Annotated in this window: 13 protein-coding genes; 7 read left to right on the plus strand and 6 right to left on the minus strand. The window is 59.3% G+C overall.

Annotation, left to right across the window (positions count from 1 at the left end):
• Window positions 1–100: 100 nt before the first annotated feature.
• Complete coding sequence (locus G5253_RS02605) at window positions 101–958, plus strand: helix-turn-helix transcriptional regulator (protein ID WP_266134076.1); 858 nt, start codon at window positions 101–103, stop codon at window positions 956–958.
• A 69-nt stretch (window positions 959–1,027) separates the two neighbouring features.
• Window positions 1,028–2,722 (plus strand): NAD-dependent malic enzyme, encoded by a 1,695-nt coding sequence (locus tag G5253_RS02610; protein WP_216951826.1) that lies wholly within the window; start codon window positions 1,028–1,030, stop codon window positions 2,720–2,722.
• A gap of 92 nt (window positions 2,723–2,814) precedes the next feature.
• Here the strand turns inward: G5253_RS02610 and G5253_RS02615 are convergent, their stop codons facing one another.
• The 4 genes from G5253_RS02615 to G5253_RS02630 all read right to left on the minus strand — a co-directional run bounded on the left by G5253_RS02615 (window position 2,815) and on the right by G5253_RS02630 (window position 7,317).
• The gene (locus G5253_RS02615; protein ID WP_266134075.1) at window positions 2,815–3,852 is read right to left on the minus strand and encodes an OmpA family protein; all 1,038 of its coding nucleotides are present in this window, start codon (window positions 3,850–3,852) and stop codon (window positions 2,815–2,817) included.
• Window positions 3,853–4,081: 229 nt separating this feature from the next.
• Window positions 4,082–5,080, minus strand: coding sequence for a porin OmpA (gene ompA / locus G5253_RS02620; protein WP_266134074.1), 999 nt, complete (start codon window positions 5,078–5,080; stop codon window positions 4,082–4,084).
• A 312-nt stretch (window positions 5,081–5,392) separates the two neighbouring features.
• Window positions 5,393–6,412: a porin OmpA gene (gene ompA, locus G5253_RS02625; protein ID WP_266134073.1), complete on the minus strand. Its 1,020-nt coding sequence runs from the start codon at window positions 6,410–6,412 to the stop codon at window positions 5,393–5,395.
• Between the two features lie 308 nt (window positions 6,413–6,720).
• Window positions 6,721–7,317: a hypothetical protein gene (locus G5253_RS02630; RefSeq protein WP_266134072.1), complete on the minus strand. Its 597-nt coding sequence runs from the start codon at window positions 7,315–7,317 to the stop codon at window positions 6,721–6,723.
• 259 nt (window positions 7,318–7,576) lie between these two features.
• Here G5253_RS02630 and G5253_RS02635 point away from each other — a divergent pair, with 259 nt between their 5' ends.
• Entirely contained in the window at window positions 7,577–7,843 is a 267-nt protein-coding gene (locus tag G5253_RS02635) for a helix-turn-helix domain-containing protein (protein ID WP_005338367.1), read from the plus strand.
• A gap of 197 nt (window positions 7,844–8,040) precedes the next feature.
• A complete protein-coding gene (locus tag G5253_RS02640) occupies window positions 8,041–9,381 on the plus strand; it encodes an APC family permease (protein WP_266134071.1) in 1,341 nt (446 codons plus the stop codon).
• A gap of 72 nt (window positions 9,382–9,453) precedes the next feature.
• Here the strand turns inward: G5253_RS02640 and G5253_RS02645 are convergent, their stop codons facing one another.
• Together G5253_RS02645 and G5253_RS02650 are read right to left on the minus strand one after the other, a co-directional pair.
• On the minus strand, window positions 9,454–10,329 hold the full coding sequence (locus tag G5253_RS02645) for a patatin-like phospholipase family protein (protein ID WP_139459998.1): 876 nt from the start codon (window positions 10,327–10,329) through the stop codon (window positions 9,454–9,456).
• Between the two features lie 46 nt (window positions 10,330–10,375).
• Entirely contained in the window at window positions 10,376–11,914 is a 1,539-nt protein-coding gene (locus tag G5253_RS02650) for a sensor domain-containing diguanylate cyclase (protein ID WP_245097045.1), read from the minus strand.
• Between the two features lie 199 nt (window positions 11,915–12,113).
• Here G5253_RS02650 and G5253_RS02655 point away from each other — a divergent pair, with 199 nt between their 5' ends.
• The 3 genes from G5253_RS02655 (at window position 12,114) to fliE (ending at window position 16,932) form a co-directional block, all read left to right on the plus strand.
• A complete protein-coding gene (locus tag G5253_RS02655; RefSeq protein WP_266134070.1) occupies window positions 12,114–13,163 on the plus strand; it encodes an efflux RND transporter periplasmic adaptor subunit in 1,050 nt (349 codons plus the stop codon).
• A complete protein-coding gene (locus G5253_RS02660; RefSeq protein WP_266134069.1) occupies window positions 13,163–16,267 on the plus strand; it encodes an efflux RND transporter permease subunit in 3,105 nt (1,034 codons plus the stop codon). Before G5253_RS02655 ends, G5253_RS02660 begins: the two co-directional genes overlap by 1 nt.
• Before the next feature lie 347 nt (window positions 16,268–16,614).
• Window positions 16,615–16,932, plus strand: coding sequence for a flagellar hook-basal body complex protein FliE (gene fliE, locus G5253_RS02665; protein ID WP_042011636.1), 318 nt, complete (start codon window positions 16,615–16,617; stop codon window positions 16,930–16,932).
• Window positions 16,933–16,957: the final 25 nt, after the last annotated feature.

The following is a 16,957-nucleotide window of genomic DNA, read 5'->3' on the forward strand; positions in this document are numbered from 1 at the left end:
AAAAGCAAGGGTTGTCAGGGGTATGATAGGGGCTGATGAGGCTCTTCTCACTGTGAGTAGCTCTCGATTTTCTTGTGTAAAACTATCGTGTTGAGGTGTTATGCCATTTGCCAGCGAGTGTCTGGAGATAGCGCCAGCCTGTGAAGAGCAGATGCTGGGACGTGAAGGGCTGCCCCTGCTCGGCGAGGCGGGGATCTTCCTGACCGGCCTCTCCCGGGTGCGTGATCACTACCTCATCCGTCGCAATCGCCCCGAGTTTCACATCCTGATGGTGAGTCACGATGAGGGTGGCGCGCTGCTCACCGACGAGGGGGAGCAAGCCATTCCGGCCGGATCGCTGATTTTCCTGCCCGCCGCCGTACCCGGTGGTCTCAAACTGATTGGCGAAAGCTGGCAGATCAGCTGGATTTTGCTCGATGACGTGCCACGCTGGCAGCACCTGCATCGCCTTGGTCACCGTATCTGGCAAGGGGATGGCGGCGATCAGCTCTACCATCTGCTCAGCCTGATGCAGGGGGAGGGGGTTCGCTCTTCGGTGCAACCTCAACTGCTCAGCCTGTTGCTGGCGCTGCTGGAGCGGACCCTGCAAGGGGAGGTGCGCGGTACCCCTGAACTCAGGTTGCAGGCACTGTTTCGCCGGGTGGAGGCGCGCCTGGACGAACCCTGGAGTGTCGCCCTGCTGGCCCGACAGATGGCCTGCTCCGTTCCCCATCTGCACCGGCTCTGTCAGCAAGCGTTTGGTATGGGGCCGATGGCGAGGGTGACCGAGCTCAGAATGAACAAGGCGCGCCAGCTGCTGCTCTATACCAACTGGCCACTTGGCGAGCTGGCGGCCCGGGTCGGTTACAGCGATGGGGCCAACTTTGCCAACCGCTTTCGTCGTCTGACTGGTCAGACCCCCGGCGCCTTTCGTCGACTGGGTCGCAAACCTTTTGCAACGGATGTGCAAACTCTTTGAAATTAATGAGACAAGCCCCTAGGATCGGCGGGTCCCTGCGTCTAGCTAACCGTTTAGGTACCAAGATCCATGTTTGAAGATAATAACCAGAAACGTCCTCTCTACATTCCCTACGCCGGTCCCGCCCTGCTGGAGACCCCCTTGCTCAACAAGGGCAGCGCCTTCACCAGCGAAGAGCGCAGCAACTTCAACCTCGAAGGTCTGTTGCCCCAGAATATCGAGACCATCGAAGAGCAGGCCGAGCGCGCCTATCGCCAGTTTATGGCGTTTGGCAACGACATGGATAAGCACATCTATCTGCGCAACATCCAGGATACCAACGAGACGCTCTTCTACCGTCTGCTGCACAACCACCTGACCGAGATGCTGCCCATCATCTACACCCCGACGGTGGGCAAGGCGTGCGAGGAGTTTTCCAACATCTATCGCCGCGCCCGTGGCCTGTTTATCTCCTATCCGGACAAGGACAGGATCGATGACATGCTGCAAAACGCCACCAAGCAGAACGTCAAGGTGATCGTGGTGACCGATGGCGAGCGGATCCTGGGTCTGGGTGATCAGGGGATCGGCGGCATGGGCATTCCCATCGGCAAGCTGTCGCTTTACACCGCCTGTGGCGGCATCTCGCCTGCCTACTGCCTGCCGGTGGTGCTGGATGTGGGCACCAACAACCAGCAACTGCTCAATGACCCCTTCTATATGGGGTGGCGCAATCCGCGTATCTCGGGGGATGAGTACGCCGAGTTTGTCGATGCCTTCATTCAGGCGGTCAAGCGCCGCTGGCCCGATATTCTGCTGCAGTTCGAGGATTTCGCCCAGAACAACGCCATGCCGCTGCTCAACCGCTACAAGAACGAGCTCTGCTGCTTCAACGACGATATTCAGGGTACCGCGGCTGTGACGCTGGGCAGCCTGATCGCCGCCTGCAAGGCCTCCGGTGCCAAGCTCTCCGAGAAGCGGGTTGCCTTCCTCGGTGCGGGCAGCGCTGGTTGCGGAATCGCCGAGCAGATCGTGGCGCAGATGAAGGCCGAAGGGCTGACCGATGCGCAGGCCCGCAGCCGGGTCTTTATGGTGGACCGCTTTGGTCTTATCACCGACAAGATCCCCAACCAGCTCGACTTCCAGCGCCGTCTCTCCCAGCCGGTGGAGCGGATCAAAGACTGGCCAGTGGGGGACAATATCTCCCTGCTGGAGGTGATGGAGCACGGTCGCCCGGACATCCTGATCGGGGTATCCGGCCAGCCTGGGCTGTTTACCGAAGAGGTGGTCAAGACCATGCACAAGCACTGTGCCCGTCCCATCATCTTCCCGCTCTCCAACCCCACCTCCCGGGTCGAGGCGACGCCGGCAGACCTCATCCGCTGGACCGACGGTCAGGCGCTGGTGGCAACCGGCAGTCCGTTTGCACCGGTGGAGTACAAGGGCAAGCGCTACGTCATCGCCCAGTGTAACAACTCCTTCATCTTCCCGGGGATCGGCCTTGGCGTCATCGCCTCCGGCGCCACCCGGGTGACTGACGCCATGTTGATGTCGGCCAGCCGCGCGCTGGCGGAGTGCTCGCCGCTGGTGAAAGGGGAGGAGGGCTCCCTGCTGCCGGACCTGGCGGATATCCATCAGGTCTCCCGCTACATCGCCAAGATGGTGGCCAAGACCGCCATGCTGCAGGGCAAGGCGGTGCAGACCCCGGACGAGGTGATCGATCAGGCCATCGAAGCCAACTTCTGGCATCCGGAGTATCGCCGCTACCGCCGCACCTCCTTCTGATTGGGGAGAAGGGAATGCCACGGCAAAGCAAAAGGGATGCGAAAGCATCCCTTTTTACTGCACGTCTGACATGGTTATCGCCTCAAGATCAACTACTCGCTGGCGCCCTGTACGCCGGTGACGCGCACCTCGACCCGGCGATCCGGCCCAAGGCAGTCTATGAGGGCGGTTCTGGCTTTGATGTCGTCACACTGGTTGCCGGTGACCGGATTGCTCTCGCCATTGCCCTGAATGCTTACCTTGTCGGCAGGCAGCCCTTTGTTGATCAGAAAGTCGGCAACGGTTTGGGCCCGAGCTTCTGACAACCTCTGATTGCTGGCATCCGAGCCGATACGGTCGGTATATCCCATCACGACGGCACTGCCATCCTTGGGTTGTACATCGACGATCTGCTGGTAGAGAGCGTCCAGCGCGCTTATCCCCTCCGGTTTGAGGTCCGCTTTGCCAAAGGCGAACAACACATCGGAACTGAGGTTGAAGGTCTGATCTACCATCTCCGGTTCGGCCGGTGGCGGGGGGACCACGACCGGTGCGGGCGTGGGAGCCGGCTCTGTCGGCTGGCTGCGATTGGGATGGATCACTACTTCCAGGGTTGCTGTGCTGATGTCGCTGACCCAGCGCTGGGTGCCGCTGTTTGCCTTGTCATTGTCAGGATCATCGCCGACCCTTACCAGATAACGATACCTGGCCTGGAGATCGACCCAGTCATGGAGCCGGGCCGTCACTCCCAGGCCTGCCAGCGGTGCCAGGTTGTCGTCCCCGCCATTGATCGATTCAACGTGATAGATATAGCCACCACCCTCGGCAAACACCGAGAACATCTCGCTGAGCGGCAAACGACCAATCACAGACAGGGTAGCTCCCTTGCTGTTGAAGTCATGGCCGCTGATATCCCAGTCACCTGTGGAGAGGTAACCAATTTCGGCGCCCAGGTTCTCCGTGAAGTTGTAGCCGCCAAACAGGGAGAGCGCAGTCGCATCCTTGCTGACATCCTGGCTGAAATCATTCAGATCGTGGGCTATCGCCCAGCCACCGCCTATCCCGGCATACCAGTCATGGACCGGTACCGCTTGTGCGCCTGTGCTCGCCAATGCCAGTGCAATCCACACAGGTTTTAATCTTATGTTCATCGCGTATCCTCGTCGATGTGTGGTTTAGTGGGGCTGCTTGTTGGTCAAACCCCACACTTATGTATAGGTGACGGGTTGTTTTTAACCACTCAAGAGGTGTGGATTGCGGCAATAAGTGAACCTATGTCACTGAAACCATGCGGGAAGAGGAAAGATAGCCTGAGGTGGGCGGCATGGAAGACAATAAAAAGGAGGCCATATGGCCTCCTGCTTATCCAGGTGATCAGGATTATTGTGTGACTTGTTGCACACCGGTGACGCGCACTTCAACGCGGCGATCCGGCGCTAGGCAGGAGATCAGCTGAGCCTTGCCCTTGACGCTGTTGCACTGGGTGCCTGTGACCGGATTGGCTTCACCGCGGCCTTCGATGGCAACTTTGCCAGCCGGCAGGCCCTTGCCAACCAGGAAGTCGGCTACGGTACGGGCGCGTGCTTCGGAGAGTTTCTGGTTGTAGGCGTCAGTGCCGATACGGTCGGTGTAACCGACGACCACGGCACTGCCATCTTTTGGCTGTACGTCGACGATCTGCTGATACAGGGTGTTGAGCGCTGCGACACCTTCTGGCTTGAGGGTGGATTTGCCAAAGGCAAACAGCACGTCAGAGCTCAGGGCGAAGTTCTTGTCAACCACCACAGGCTCTGGGGTTGGCTCGGGTGCTGGTGCCGGAGCGGGGGCCACGTAAGTGGTGCGGTTCGGGTGCATCACCAGCTCCAGGGTTGCGACGCTCATGTCGCTCTCCCAGGTCTTCTGCTCGTCACCCAGACTCCACATGTAGCGGTAGCGGGCTTGCACATCGATAAGGTCGGAGAGCTTGGCAGTCAGGCCCAGACCCGCCAGCGGCGCAGTGCCGTTGTCGCTGTTGCCATTGCCGTTGACGTGGTTGAAGTAGGCACCACCTTCGGCAAACACCGAGAAGATGTCACCCAGTGGCAGGCGGGCGATACCGGAGAGGGTTGCACCCTGGGTTTTGAAATCGGCACCGTCAACGCCCGCTTTACCTGCGTAGAGGTATCCCAGTTCTGCCGAGTAGTAGTCGTTGAAGTTGTAGCCGCCGAACAGATTGAGCGCGGTGGCATCCTTGTCAGTGTCTGTCCCGAAGTCATCCAGGTTGTGAGCATAAGCCCAACCGGCACCGACACCGGTATACCAGTTATCGGCGGCCTGAGCCGTGGTTCCTGCGGCGGCGAGCGCCAGTGCAATCAGGGTAGGAGCCATTTTGAGTTTCATCGGTTTATCCTCGTTGTGTTAGCCCATGTCGGGCAATGCACTTGTTTTTATTGCTGCGAAAAAACCGCCAGCAAAGTGGATAGCGAAGGCTTATGGACACTCATGAGGCAGTGGCGTCATGGACAACAGACCGGACAAGAAGCGCTTTTTAGTGCTTATCCAATACCTTACAGGCGCAACTACTTTATGCTTTCGGGGCGGGGCAGGCAAGGGTAGGGAGGCGGGAGTGAGGGATGATGCAAGCGAGAATGAGGCAAACAAAAAGGGATGCCGCAGCATCCCTTTCTTTTGCATTATTTAAACGAGGTCAGATTATTGCTGAACTTCTTGTACGCCAGATACGCGAACTTCTACGCGACGATCCGGAGCCAGGCAGGAGATCAGCTGAGCTTTAGCGGTTACGCCGTTGCACTTGGTGCCGGTAACCGGGTTGGCTTCGCCACGACCTTCGATGGCAACCTTGCTGGCAGCCATACCTTTGCTCACCAGGAAGTTGGCAACGGTACGGGCACGGGCTTCAGACAGCTTCTGGTTGTACGCGTCGGAACCGATACGGTCGGTGTAACCAACAACAACAGCGTTGCCATCTTTCGGCTGGAACTCAACGATCTGCTGGTACAGCGCATTTAGGGCTGCAACGCCTTCCGGCTTCAGAGTCTCTTTGCCAAAGGCAAACAGCACGTCTGAGTTCAGTGCGAAGTTCTTCTCTACAACTTGCGGAGCAGGAGCCGGTGCTTCTTCAACAACCGGGGCAGCTACCGGAGCTACGTAGGAAGTGCGGAACGGGTGGTATACCGCTTCCAGAGTAGCGATGCTCTGGTTGGCCTTGTAACGCTCACCGTTGGCGTGCAGGTCAGCCACGTCCCACATGTAGCGGTAACGAGCTTGCAGATCCAGCGCGTCATTTACCTTGTAGGTCACACCGGCGCCAGCCAGCGGGGAAACTTTAGTGTCGCTGGTACCCAGACCATCGGTGTGACCCCAGTAGGCGCCGCCTTCAGCGAACAGGGAGAAGTCGTTGCCAACCGGCATACGGGCGATACCGGACAGGGTGGCGCCCTGGCTCTCGTAACGGTTGCCGTCGGTGTTGCCACGACCGGTGTACTGGTAGCCCAGTTCGGTACCGAAGTTCTCGGTGAAGTTGTAACCCATGAAGGCGTTGGCGGCAGCCGCGTCTTCCTGGCCTACATTGGTGCTTTCCAGCTTGTTCAGGCCGTTGAAGTGAGTAGCACCGACACCGGCACCGAAGTAGATGTCGTCAGCGGCGTGAGCAGCGGTAGCACCCAGAGCAGCCATGGCGATGGCGATCATGGAAGGAGCCATTTTCATCATAAAAAAATCCTCGTTGAGATCGCACGTTATTCACGTGCTTCACACTTTGTAATTTATGTAAGCTGCAGGCTCCGCCGTACGGCTGGCGTCGAGTCTGGCAGATGACCCGGTATAACCGGGTTGCACACTCTCCTGGTGTGTCGAGTGCGCTGGCATGGCACGCAATGCGTGAGAAACCACTGCCAGGCAACTGATGTCATTCCGATGACGAGGCGCACTCTATGCCGATTTTAAAACATGATCAAGCTCACAAATGAGCCTTGTGGCAAATTGTGTCGTGCCCTTAACTGGCTGTTTATCCAGATTAATTAGTGATCCAGATAGGCCCTGTGCAGTTTCTTTTCCAGCTTCATATAGGCCTGAACCCAGTCGCTATGCGGGTTGGCAGGATTCGCTCTGGCGGCAAAGACCGCAAGGTAATCTGCCTGGGTTGCGCTCTGCAGCAAGGGGGTAAATGTCATCAAGAAATGTCGGGCCAGATAGGGGTCAAGGGGCCAGATGTTGAGGATGGCGCGAGCCACAGGCTGAACCGCAGCTGAACAGATGAAATGACGGTGTCCCGCCTCCAGCCAGTCGGCCATCTCGCACATGCCCGATTCGGGCACCAGACCACCATCACCTTGGGTGGTTGCCAGCGCAATCGCCTGACCATTTACCGTGACGAGCTGCTCATTGTTATGCAGGGTGCCGTCGTGGCTGCGCAAGGCCAGGTCCGGGCATGCCTGTTCAAGAAACAGGCTGCAGCTCTCCGGCAGGGCGGCCAGCAGCTCGCTGGCGTGGCTGGACATCAAGGCCGGAAGCCAGAATGCTTCGGCACGATATTGTGCACCTTGACTGAGCTGTTGTTGCAATTGGGCCGGGTCAGAAACCGGGTGCAGGCGAGAGATAATGCCGGGAAACGCCATACTTATTCCTCTTAATGGGTAGCTGGCGGATTATACGAGTTATTCTGGTGGCAACAATAAAGGTTTCTTTTCGAGACTGTTTACCTGAGACAGCTGAGCGATTACCATCCCCCGTTGAAGATAAGGGTTGTCGCCGAAAGGCGCTCATAAAGATAGAGGCTCGACCATAACGAGTCCGAACAAAACTGATACACTTGACTACGAGTCGTCGCGAAAAATAAAAGGCGGAGTAAATCCGCCAAACGGAGTATGGAACATTATGAATTCAAATATCGTCACTGTTGGCAAGAAGATCCGTCAGATCCGTGAAGCGGTCGGTTTGAGCCGTCCGAAGTTTGCAGATTTGCTGGGTGTTCCTCCCACCACGCTGAAAAACTACGAGCTGGGTTACCGTGAAGTTGGGGGCGCCTTCCTGGTTGCCCTGGCGCACCACCCGGATCTGCACAAGTTCACCCTCTGGCTGCTGGCAGACAAGAAAGTCGCCGAAATCGGCCAGATTGGCCCGGATGACCTCGCCAAGGCGTGATCATCGATGTGAATAGAAATGCCGCCTTCGGGCGGTATTTTTTTGGGTTGCCGATCGATATTTTGATCTAACACGCTTTGAATTGTCCATGCAGGCCAACGAGAATAAGCGGCCCCGAAAAGTGGGCCCTGGTGGTATCTGGCCACCGGAACACTATTACATTCAGGATGATATGAGCAATCGTATGGAGTATGGGTATGAGCAGTAATGAGTTGGATAAACGCTATGGCCTGATGACTGCCATTGCGATGGTGGTCGGCGTGGTGATCGGCTCCGGTGTCTTCTTCAAGGCCGATGATGTACTGCGTCTGACTGGCGGTAATCTGGCCATTGCGCTGCTGGCATGGGCGCTGGGGGCATTTTCGATGATCTTCGGCGCGCTGGTGTTTGCCGAGTTTGCCCAGCGGATCGAAAAGTCCAACGGTATCGTCGATTATGCCGAAGCGGCATACGGCAAAATGTTTGGTTATCTGGTGGGGTGGTTCAAAGGCGTACTCTATTACGCCCCTCTTTCCGCCATTCTTGCCTGGGTCGCCGCTCTGTACACCATGATCTTGCTCGGCAGTGATAATCCGACCAACTCTGGTGCGACCTGGATACTGGCGGCTGTCTATATGACGGTCACCTACCTGATTAACTTCTATACCCCGGTTCTGGCGGGCAAGCTGCAAGTGGGTTCTACCCTGATCAAGTTGATCCCGCTGATCCTGGTTGCCATTGTGGGCACCATTTCAGGGTTGCTCAATGGTGTCACCGTGACCAACTTTGTGCAGGCAATGGATGGGATTGGAAGCACCGGAGGCACGCTGGCCACGGCCGTGGTTGCCACCGCCTTCGCTTATGAGGGATGGATTGCCGCTGTGACCATCAACAGCGAAATTCGCGATTCCAAGAAGAATCTGCCCAGAGCACTGGTGATTGGCACCCTGATAGTCTTTGTGGTCTATGTCACCTATTTTCTGGGGATCGCCAGCGTCTTGCCGACGGACGAGATAGTGGTGCAAGGGGATAACGCGGTAAATCTCGCGACAACCAGCCTGTTTGGCGGGACTGCCTCGACCATTTTGACCGTGTTCGTGATTATCTCCTGCCTCGGCACCCTCAATGGTCTGGTGTTGGCGACCATGCGCATTCCCTACTCGCTGGCGATCCGCAATCAGGGGCCAGCCCCCAAGTGGATGAGCCGTATCGAACCGCATCACCACATGCCAATCAACTCGGCCCTCGCGGCAGCGTTGTTGTCGGTGATCTACTCAGTGCTGTGGTACTGCAGCATCAACGAGACATTCGGTCGTTACATCGCTCTGGACGAGATGCCGATCGTGCTGATTTATGGCCTCTATCTGTTCCTCTATGTCTGGTACATGCGCACCTTTACCGAGTTGGGCTGGATAAAGCGGTTTGTGATCCCGACCTGCGCCACTTTGGGGGCACTCATCATTCTGTATGGCGGTATCACCAATCCCAGTCTGGGACTCTATCTGCTGGTCTCTGTGGGGGTGATTCTGCTCGGGTTGCTCTTCTACCGTAAGGAGTGACCGGGTAAGTGAGTTAAAAAAAAAGCGCCGAATGGCGCTTTTTTTCATTTGTAAACCGCAGCATGTCGACAACTAATTGCCCAGCAACCCGAGGCGGCCCAGTTCATCCTTGAGCTGATCGAGGTTGCGCTCGACACAGGCTTCCCCCTCGTTGATGGCATCGCTGGCGCGATGAAAATCCATGATGGAGAAGCTGCCAAGGCGCGGGCAGAGCTGGATCTCCGGTGGGTCACCGGCCATCCGGGCGCGGGTGATCCGCTCCTGCATGATGTTGATGGAGCCACTCATCACGCTCCACAGACCCGGGGTGGCTGGCGCGGATTCTCCGCGATTGAGCCACTGGCTGAGCAGACCGCCGCTGCCGGGTTGATCCGGCTCGTCGGTCCAGGGTTGGTGCATATCGGTGTTGAGGTTGACCGCAATCACCACCTCGGCCCCCATGGCGCGGGCCAGCGAGATGGGCACCGGATTGACCACGGCGCCATCGACCAGCCAGCGGTCGTTGATCCGGGTCGGGGTTAGGATCCCCGGCATACCACAGGAGGCGCGCACCGACTGGCGCAGCGGGCCCTGTTGCAGCCAGATCTCGCGGCCGGTATCGAGCTCGGTGGCGATGCAGGCGAAGGGGATGGGCAGGCTCTCGAGATCGGGATCCCCCAGATGGCTGGCGGCAAGACCAAACACCTTTTCGCCGCGAAACAGACCGCCGGAGAGGGCCGGGTCGAGCAGGCTGACCACCTGCAGGCGGGTAAAGCCGCGCACCCAGGTTTCCAGCCGATCCAGTTCTCCGGCGGCATAGGCGGCACCGACAAAGCTGCCGATGGAGCAGCCAGCGATCAAATCCGGTTTGATGCCGAGACGTTCAAGGGCGCGGATGACGCCGATATGGGCCCATCCTCTGGCGGCGCCGCTCCCGAGAGCGAGCCCAACGCGGGGTTTACGTGGCACGACAGTCCTCCAAAAAAGGGGTTGAGGGCTCAGCTTACTCCGAGAGTCAGGAGGCGTCATCCTGCCATCTTTCGCTGCGGTTGCGACCGTTGGCCTTGGCCTGATAGAGCGCCACATCGGCGCGGCGTACCGCTTCGTGCAGGGGAAGGTTCTCCTGGTGGGGGAGATAGCCGAGGCTGATGGTGACCTCTAGCTCGGGTTCGATGGCGGCCCAGTCGTGATCTGCCACCGCCTTTCTCAGTCGCTCCGCCAGCTCGCCGAGCTGTGTTGCATCACTGCGGCCAATCAGCAGCAGAAACTCCTCGCCCCCCCAGCGGATCAGGCGGTCTGTGGGCCCAAGCTGCTGCTGGCAGATCTGCACCAGCCGGATTAGCACCATATCCCCCACGGCATGGCCAAAGTTGTCATTGACTCGTTTGAAGTGGTCTGCATCGAACATCAGGATCCCCGCTTGCAGCCGGGCCAGCTCTCCCGCCTGCTCCAGTAGCACCACATAGTGGCGGTTGAAAGCGCCGGTAAGGGCATCGTGGCAGGAGAGGTAGTTGAGCCGCTCGTTGAGGCGATGGGATCTCAGGTTGGAGAGGACGGCCAGCAGCATAAAGAGGATGGCGAGCAGGGTCGGCGCGGACTGGCAGAGCATGGCCCACACCAGCGGTAGCAGGGTCACGCTGTGCACCAGCCGCAACGGGGTATCAGGTATCGCCATGGTCAGCTGCAATGTGCCTTGCCGCCATTGATATTCGCCGGTCGGTTCGGTGTTTTGCGGCGCCACGGGTTGGCGCGCGCTGCTGGCCAGCACCTGGTGGTACTGATTGAGCAGCAGATATTCCCCCAGCGCCGGGGTCATCTGATCGAGCTGCTGCTGCAGGCGGGCGAGCAGCACATCCATGTTGATCATTCCCACCAGAGTTCCCTCTTTGTAGAGGGGCTGGGACATGGTGACCATGGGGCCGCGCCCGATAAAGTCCTCATAGGGGCGCGAGAGAACGGTCTTCTTGTCCGGATTGGTGCTGTGCAGCGCATCTTGCCAGAAGCTCTTCTGGTAGATGGTGGGATAAAAGCGAAACCGGCTGGAGGGTTGCCAAGGGTAGAGATAGATAAAGTTGTCCACACCGGTGAAGTAGACCCAGGCGATCTCGTTGCCAAGGCGCTGGCTGGCGGTGGCAAGCAAGGGGGAGAGGCTCAGGGCCAGATGAATGCGTGCCTCACGCTCGCTGCCGGGGGGCGGCAGCGGGCCATCACCGGTGAGGTTGCCTGCCAGTCCGGCAGGCAAATCACCGGGGAGCTTGTCGAGAGCCAGCCCCTCTGGCAGCGCCTCGATATGGCGATAGAGCTGGCGGGTGAGCACCGACTGGGGGTCGCTGCGCAGTCGCTCCTCAGCCTGCCCGCGCATCGCCTCCAGAAATACTTCGGTCCGTTTGAACCGATCCCGCAGGTAGATGGCACTGTTGAGGGTATCGCTTTGATAGAGGCGTTCAATCTGTTTCAGGCTTTGCCACAAAGTCAAACCAATCAGCAGGATGACCACGGCGAACAGGAGCCAGGTCAGGCGTGTGAGAAAACGGTGGCCAGACATGTTGGGCATAGGCAGTCAGTCGGGTTGCGAAGGAAATTGTCGTTAGTGTATGCGATGTGGTGTGAAAACAAACTGAACTACCTGAAACCGGGTGAGTTCACCATGCACCTGTTACGTTTTGTCACATTTATACATAGTCACGGCATAGTCTGGGGCTAAAATGGCCCCCACTCAGATTTCCCCTTCTTAACACTTCATGGATTGTTTGATGAAAATGCGTATCTGGATTGGCCTCGGCCTGCTCTCTCTGGTAGCGGCCATCTGGTGGGCGGTTGGCCACTTGCAACCAGCAGCCAAAGCCCCTTCCCGCGAGATAAATATTCGTACCCAGACCGTCAAGCAGAGTCTGGCCGAGCCGACTCTCAAGCTGGTAGGTAAACTGGCGGCCAACCACTCGGTGGTGATCACTCCCGAGGTGACCGGGCGCCTGGTCAAGATTGCGGTGCAGTCGGGTCAGCAGGTCAACAAGGGCGATACGCTGGTCGCGCTGGATGCGGGCAAGCAACAGGCGGAGCTGGCCGAGCAGAGAGCCAGTCTGCGCGACGAGAATCGCAAGCTGACCGAGATGCGCAAGCTGGTCGCCCGTGGAGCCGTCACCCAGTCGGTGTTGGAGGGGCAGGAGGCCACCGTTGATCAGGTGCAGGCGCGGGTCGATGCCGCCCGTTACGAACTCTCCCAGCGCACTCTCACCGCTCCCTTTGCCGGTACCGTGAGCCTGATTGATTTGAGCGAAGGGGCCCTGGTCAATAGCGGCGATACCCTGTTGCACCTCGACGATATCGACACCCTGCGCCTCGATCTGGCAGTGCCGGAGCGCTACCTTTCCCTGCTGCGCCCCGGCATGGCGGTGACAGCGACCAGCGCAGCCTGGCCGGATCAGCGCTTTAACGGCACCCTCACCACCCTCGATAGCCGTATCTCCAACGAGACCCAGAACATCAAGGCGAGGGTCGAGTTACCCAATAATAACGGCCAGTTGCGCCCGGGCATGCTGCTCAACGTGGAGCTCTTGCTCCCCTCCCGCCAGCTCACTCTGATCCCTGCCCAGTCGGTGGAGTACGCCGGCGAGCAGCGTTTCGTCTATCGCCTTGAGGCCGATGGCCGGGTCAAGCGGGTGCCAGTGGTGCTCGGCGAGACCGAGGGTGAGACTGTCTGGGTTACCGAGGGGCTGAAAGTCGGCGATCGCATCGTGGTCGAGGGGCTGGTCAACTTGCGTGATGGTGCCAAGGTGCACGATCTGGCGGAGGTAAATGGCTGATGTGGCTCTCCGATATCTCAGTACGCCGACCGCTGGTGGCGGTGGTGCTCAGCGCCCTGCTCAGCGTGTTCGGTCTGGTCGCTTTTAGCAAATTGACGGTGCGGGAGATGCCGGACGTGCAGATCCCGTCGGTCTCCATCACCACCACCTATGAGGGAGCGGCTCCCGCAGTGATGGAGAGTCAGGTCACCAAGCCCATCGAGGATCAGCTCTCCGGCATCAGCGGTATCAAGAATATCAACTCGGTGACCCGCAAGGGGCGCTCGATGATCACGGTGGAGTTCAAGCTTGGCTGGAACATGGTGGAGGGGGTCTCCGATGTGCGTGACGCCCTGACCCGTGCCAAGAGCAAGCTGCCGGAGGATGCCGACGACCCGCTGGTGACCAAGGATAGCGGCAGCGGTGATGTGGCGGTCTGGCTCAACTTCAGCAGCAGCCAGATGGACCGCACCGCCATGACCGACTACGCCAACCGGGTGCTGGTCGACCCCTTGAGTCTGGTGGACGGGGTGAGCGAAGTAGCGCTATCCGGCGATCTCACCCAGGTGATGTATGTGCGGCTGCGCCCGGCCGACATGGCTGCGCGCGGCGTCACGGTGGCGGATGTGCAGGATGCCCTCAAGCGCGAGAACATCGAGCTGCCGGGCGGCGAGATCCGCAACAACTCCATGACCATGTCGGTGCAGATTGCCCGGCTCTACCACACGGCTGAAGATTTCCAGCAGTTGCAGGTGCGTACCGCCGCCAACGGTCAGAGTGTCTATCTGGCCGACATTGCCGATGTGGAGGTGGGAGCCAAGAACGAAGACAGTGCCTACCAGCGCAATGGCCGCGAGAGTCTGGGTATCGGCATCGTCGCCCAGTCCACCGCCAACCCGCTGGCGGTGGCACAGGGGGTTGAGAAGAAGCTGGTGGAGATGCAGCGCTTTCTGCCGGAGGGGGCCAAGCTGGAGGTTGACTACGACTCCACCATCTTTATCAAGCAGGCCATCGACGAGGTATATGAAACATTGGCCATCTGCGCCGTGCTGGTGGTGGCGGTGCTCTATCTGTTCCTCGGGCAGGGGCGCACCACCCTCATTCCTGCCATCACGGTACCAGTGTCGCTCATCTCCGCCTTTATCGGCGCCTGGTATCTCGGTTTTTCCATCAACCTCATCACCTTGCTGGCGCTGATCCTCGCCATCGGTCTGGTGGTGGATGATGCCATCGTGGTGGTGGAGAACATTCACCACCATCTGCAGCGGGGTGAGTCACCCCTGCTGGCGGCCTGGCACGGCACCCGCGAGGTGGGCTTTGCGGTCATCGCCACCACGGCGGTGCTGGTAATGGTCTTTATCCCCATTGCTTTTATGGATGGCATGGTGGGCAGGCTCTTTACCGAGTTTGCGATGTTGCTTTCGTTGGCGGTGCTCTGCTCCTCGTTGGTGGCACTCACACTCACTCCGGCCATGGGCTCCTGGCTGATGCGCCCGCTCGACAAGCCGAATCGGCTGACGGCGGCTCTCGATCGCACTCTGGGCTGGGTGGAAGGGCACTATCGCCACCTGCTGTCGTGGGTGCTGCGTCGCTCGCGTTGGATACCGCTGGCGCTGCTGCTCTGTCTTGGCGGTATCGGTGCTCTGTTCACCCAGCTGCCGAGCAGCCTCACCCCGACCGAGGATCGCGGCGTGGTCTTCGTCTTCGTCAAGGGGGCTGAGGGGACCAGCATCGAGCGGATGAAACGCAACATGCAGCAGGTGGAATCGACCATCATGCCGATGCTGGGCCAGGGGGTAGTCAAGGCGATGAGCTTCAGTACACCCGCCTTTGGCCGCGGCGGCGATCAGACCGGCATGGTGATCATCCAGCTCACCGACTGGGCCGAGCGTGATGTGACCGCCACCGAGTTTTCCCGCTCGCTCGGCGCCAAGCTTTCGGTTATTCCCGACGTGATGATCCGCACCTTCCAGCCAGGCTTTCGTGGCGGCTCTACCGCTGCGGTGCAGTTCGTGCTGCAGGGCAACGACTATGCCGAGCTCTACCAGCAGGGGCTGGAGCTGCAAAAAGCGGCGCAGGCGAGCGGCTTGATGATAAGCCCGGATCTCGACTACGCCGAGAAGACTCCTGAGCTGCAGGTGACCGTCTCGCGCGACAGCGCCAGCCAGCTCGGCATTCCGGTCTCCACCGTCGCCAGCACCCTGCAGGCGATGCTGGGCGGGGTGAGCAAGACCACCTATGTGGACCGGGGCGAGGAGTATGACGTCTACCTGCGCGCCAACCAGAAGGAGTTCAACGGCATCTCCGATCTCGGCCGCATCTACCTGAAAGCGGCCAATGGCGAGATGGTGAGCCTCTCGACCCTGGCGACGGTCAAGCAGGTGGCGACCGCCAACCGCCTCAACCACTACCAGCGCCAGAAGGCGGTGACCCTGACCGCCGATGTGGCACCGGATCACACTCTGGGCGAGGCGCTCGACTTCCTCGATGGCTGGGCCAACGAGCATCTGCCGAGCGGTATGACGGTGGATTACGCCGGTGACTCCAAGGATTACCGCGATAATCAGGGGGAGATGGCGATGGTCTTCGGCCTCGCCTTGCTGGTGGTCTATCTGGTGCTGGTAGCCCAGTTCGAGAGCACCCTCACCCCGACTGTGGTGATGATGACGGTGCCGCTCGGCATCTTCGGCGGTCTGCTTGGCCTCTGGTTGACGGGGCAGGAGATGAGCATCTACAGCCAGATCGGGATGATCATGCTGATCGGCATGGTGACCAAGAACGGTATTCTCATCGTCGAGTTCATCAACCAGTTGCGTCAGCGCGGTGAAGGATTCGAAGAGGCGATCATCGCGGGTTCGGCGCGCCGTCTGCGGCCGATCTTGATGACCTCGCTCACCGCCATCATCGGCGCTGTGCCGCTGATGCTCTCCATGGGGGCTGGCTACGAGAGCCGGATGGCGGTGGGGACCGTGGTCTTCTTCGGTCTCTCCCTGGCGACCCTGGTTACCCTGCTGGTGGTGCCCGCCACCTACCACCTGATCGCCCGTCACGCCAGCATGACCGGGCAGCGGGATCAGCAGGTAGATGAGGCGCTGGCCGCCAGGGGGGACACTTCTGAGCCATAACGGCAGTGTCCGATGCCAGCTTTGACTGGGGCCGCGGAGCGTATCAGTCCGCACCCGCAAGCGTGCAGAGCCCGATAGCCGGCTCTGCACGCGCCATCCCCTCGGACTGATAGCCCGTCGAGTGGTTAATCTTCACAACAAACCACTGGTCAAGTGGCTCGACAAACATCACGGTTCTACGGTGTGGCCGGTTACGGAGCCGTGCCGTGCGTGAAGCGGCCTATTCCCCGATCCCCCTCATCATCTCTTTTTCCCCTCCATTTCTGCGGCTTGAGATCGTTTTTACCTAATTGGCACTTTTATTGCTTTTGGTCCGTCAGCGTCAATGATTTGTCTGGGGACAGAAAATGGAAATTAGTGCAAGCAGCCTGATGCAAGAGATGCAGGCTCTCAAGGTAGAGGCCGGTGCAACCCCGCTGTCACAGCCTGGCCGTCAGGTGACCTCCGATTTTGGCCTGCTGTTGCAGCAGGCGCTCGGTAACGTCAACGAGTTGCAGGGCGCAGCCAATGATCTGCGCACCCGTTTCGATATGGGCGACAAGTCGGTGGATCTGGCCGAGGTGATGATCGCGGGCCAAAAATCCTCCATCGCCTTTGAGGCGACGGTGCAAGTGCGCAACAAGATGGTTGATGCCTACAAAACCATCATGAATATGCCGGTCTGAGCGATGACCGTGCATCATGACATGT

The organism is Aeromonas sp. 602658 (assembly GCF_049173005.1).
GTDB lineage: Bacteria > Pseudomonadota > Gammaproteobacteria > Enterobacterales > Aeromonadaceae > Aeromonas > Aeromonas veronii_A.

Coding starts and splice junctions, on each gene's coding strand:
- G5253_RS02605 (WP_266134076.1), top strand. CDS start 101: ATGCCATTTGCCAGCGAGTGTCTGGAGATAGCGCCAGCCTGTGAAGAG.
- G5253_RS02610 (WP_216951826.1), top strand. CDS start 1,028: ATGTTTGAAGATAATAACCAGAAACGTCCTCTCTACATTCCCTACGCC.
- G5253_RS02615 (WP_266134075.1), bottom strand. CDS start 3,852: ATGAACATAAGATTAAAACCTGTGTGGATTGCACTGGCATTGGCGAGC.
- ompA (WP_266134074.1), bottom strand. CDS start 5,080: ATGAAACTCAAAATGGCTCCTACCCTGATTGCACTGGCGCTCGCCGCC.
- ompA (WP_266134073.1), bottom strand. CDS start 6,412: ATGATGAAAATGGCTCCTTCCATGATCGCCATCGCCATGGCTGCTCTG.
- G5253_RS02630 (WP_266134072.1), bottom strand. CDS start 7,317: ATGGCGTTTCCCGGCATTATCTCTCGCCTGCACCCGGTTTCTGACCCG.
- G5253_RS02635 (WP_005338367.1), top strand. CDS start 7,577: ATGAATTCAAATATCGTCACTGTTGGCAAGAAGATCCGTCAGATCCGT.
- G5253_RS02640 (WP_266134071.1), top strand. CDS start 8,041: ATGAGCAGTAATGAGTTGGATAAACGCTATGGCCTGATGACTGCCATT.
- G5253_RS02650 (WP_245097045.1), bottom strand. CDS start 11,914: ATGCCCAACATGTCTGGCCACCGTTTTCTCACACGCCTGACCTGGCTC.
- G5253_RS02655 (WP_266134070.1), top strand. CDS start 12,114: ATGAAAATGCGTATCTGGATTGGCCTCGGCCTGCTCTCTCTGGTAGCG.
- G5253_RS02660 (WP_266134069.1), top strand. CDS start 13,163: ATGTGGCTCTCCGATATCTCAGTACGCCGACCGCTGGTGGCGGTGGTG.
- fliE (WP_042011636.1), top strand. CDS start 16,615: ATGGAAATTAGTGCAAGCAGCCTGATGCAAGAGATGCAGGCTCTCAAG.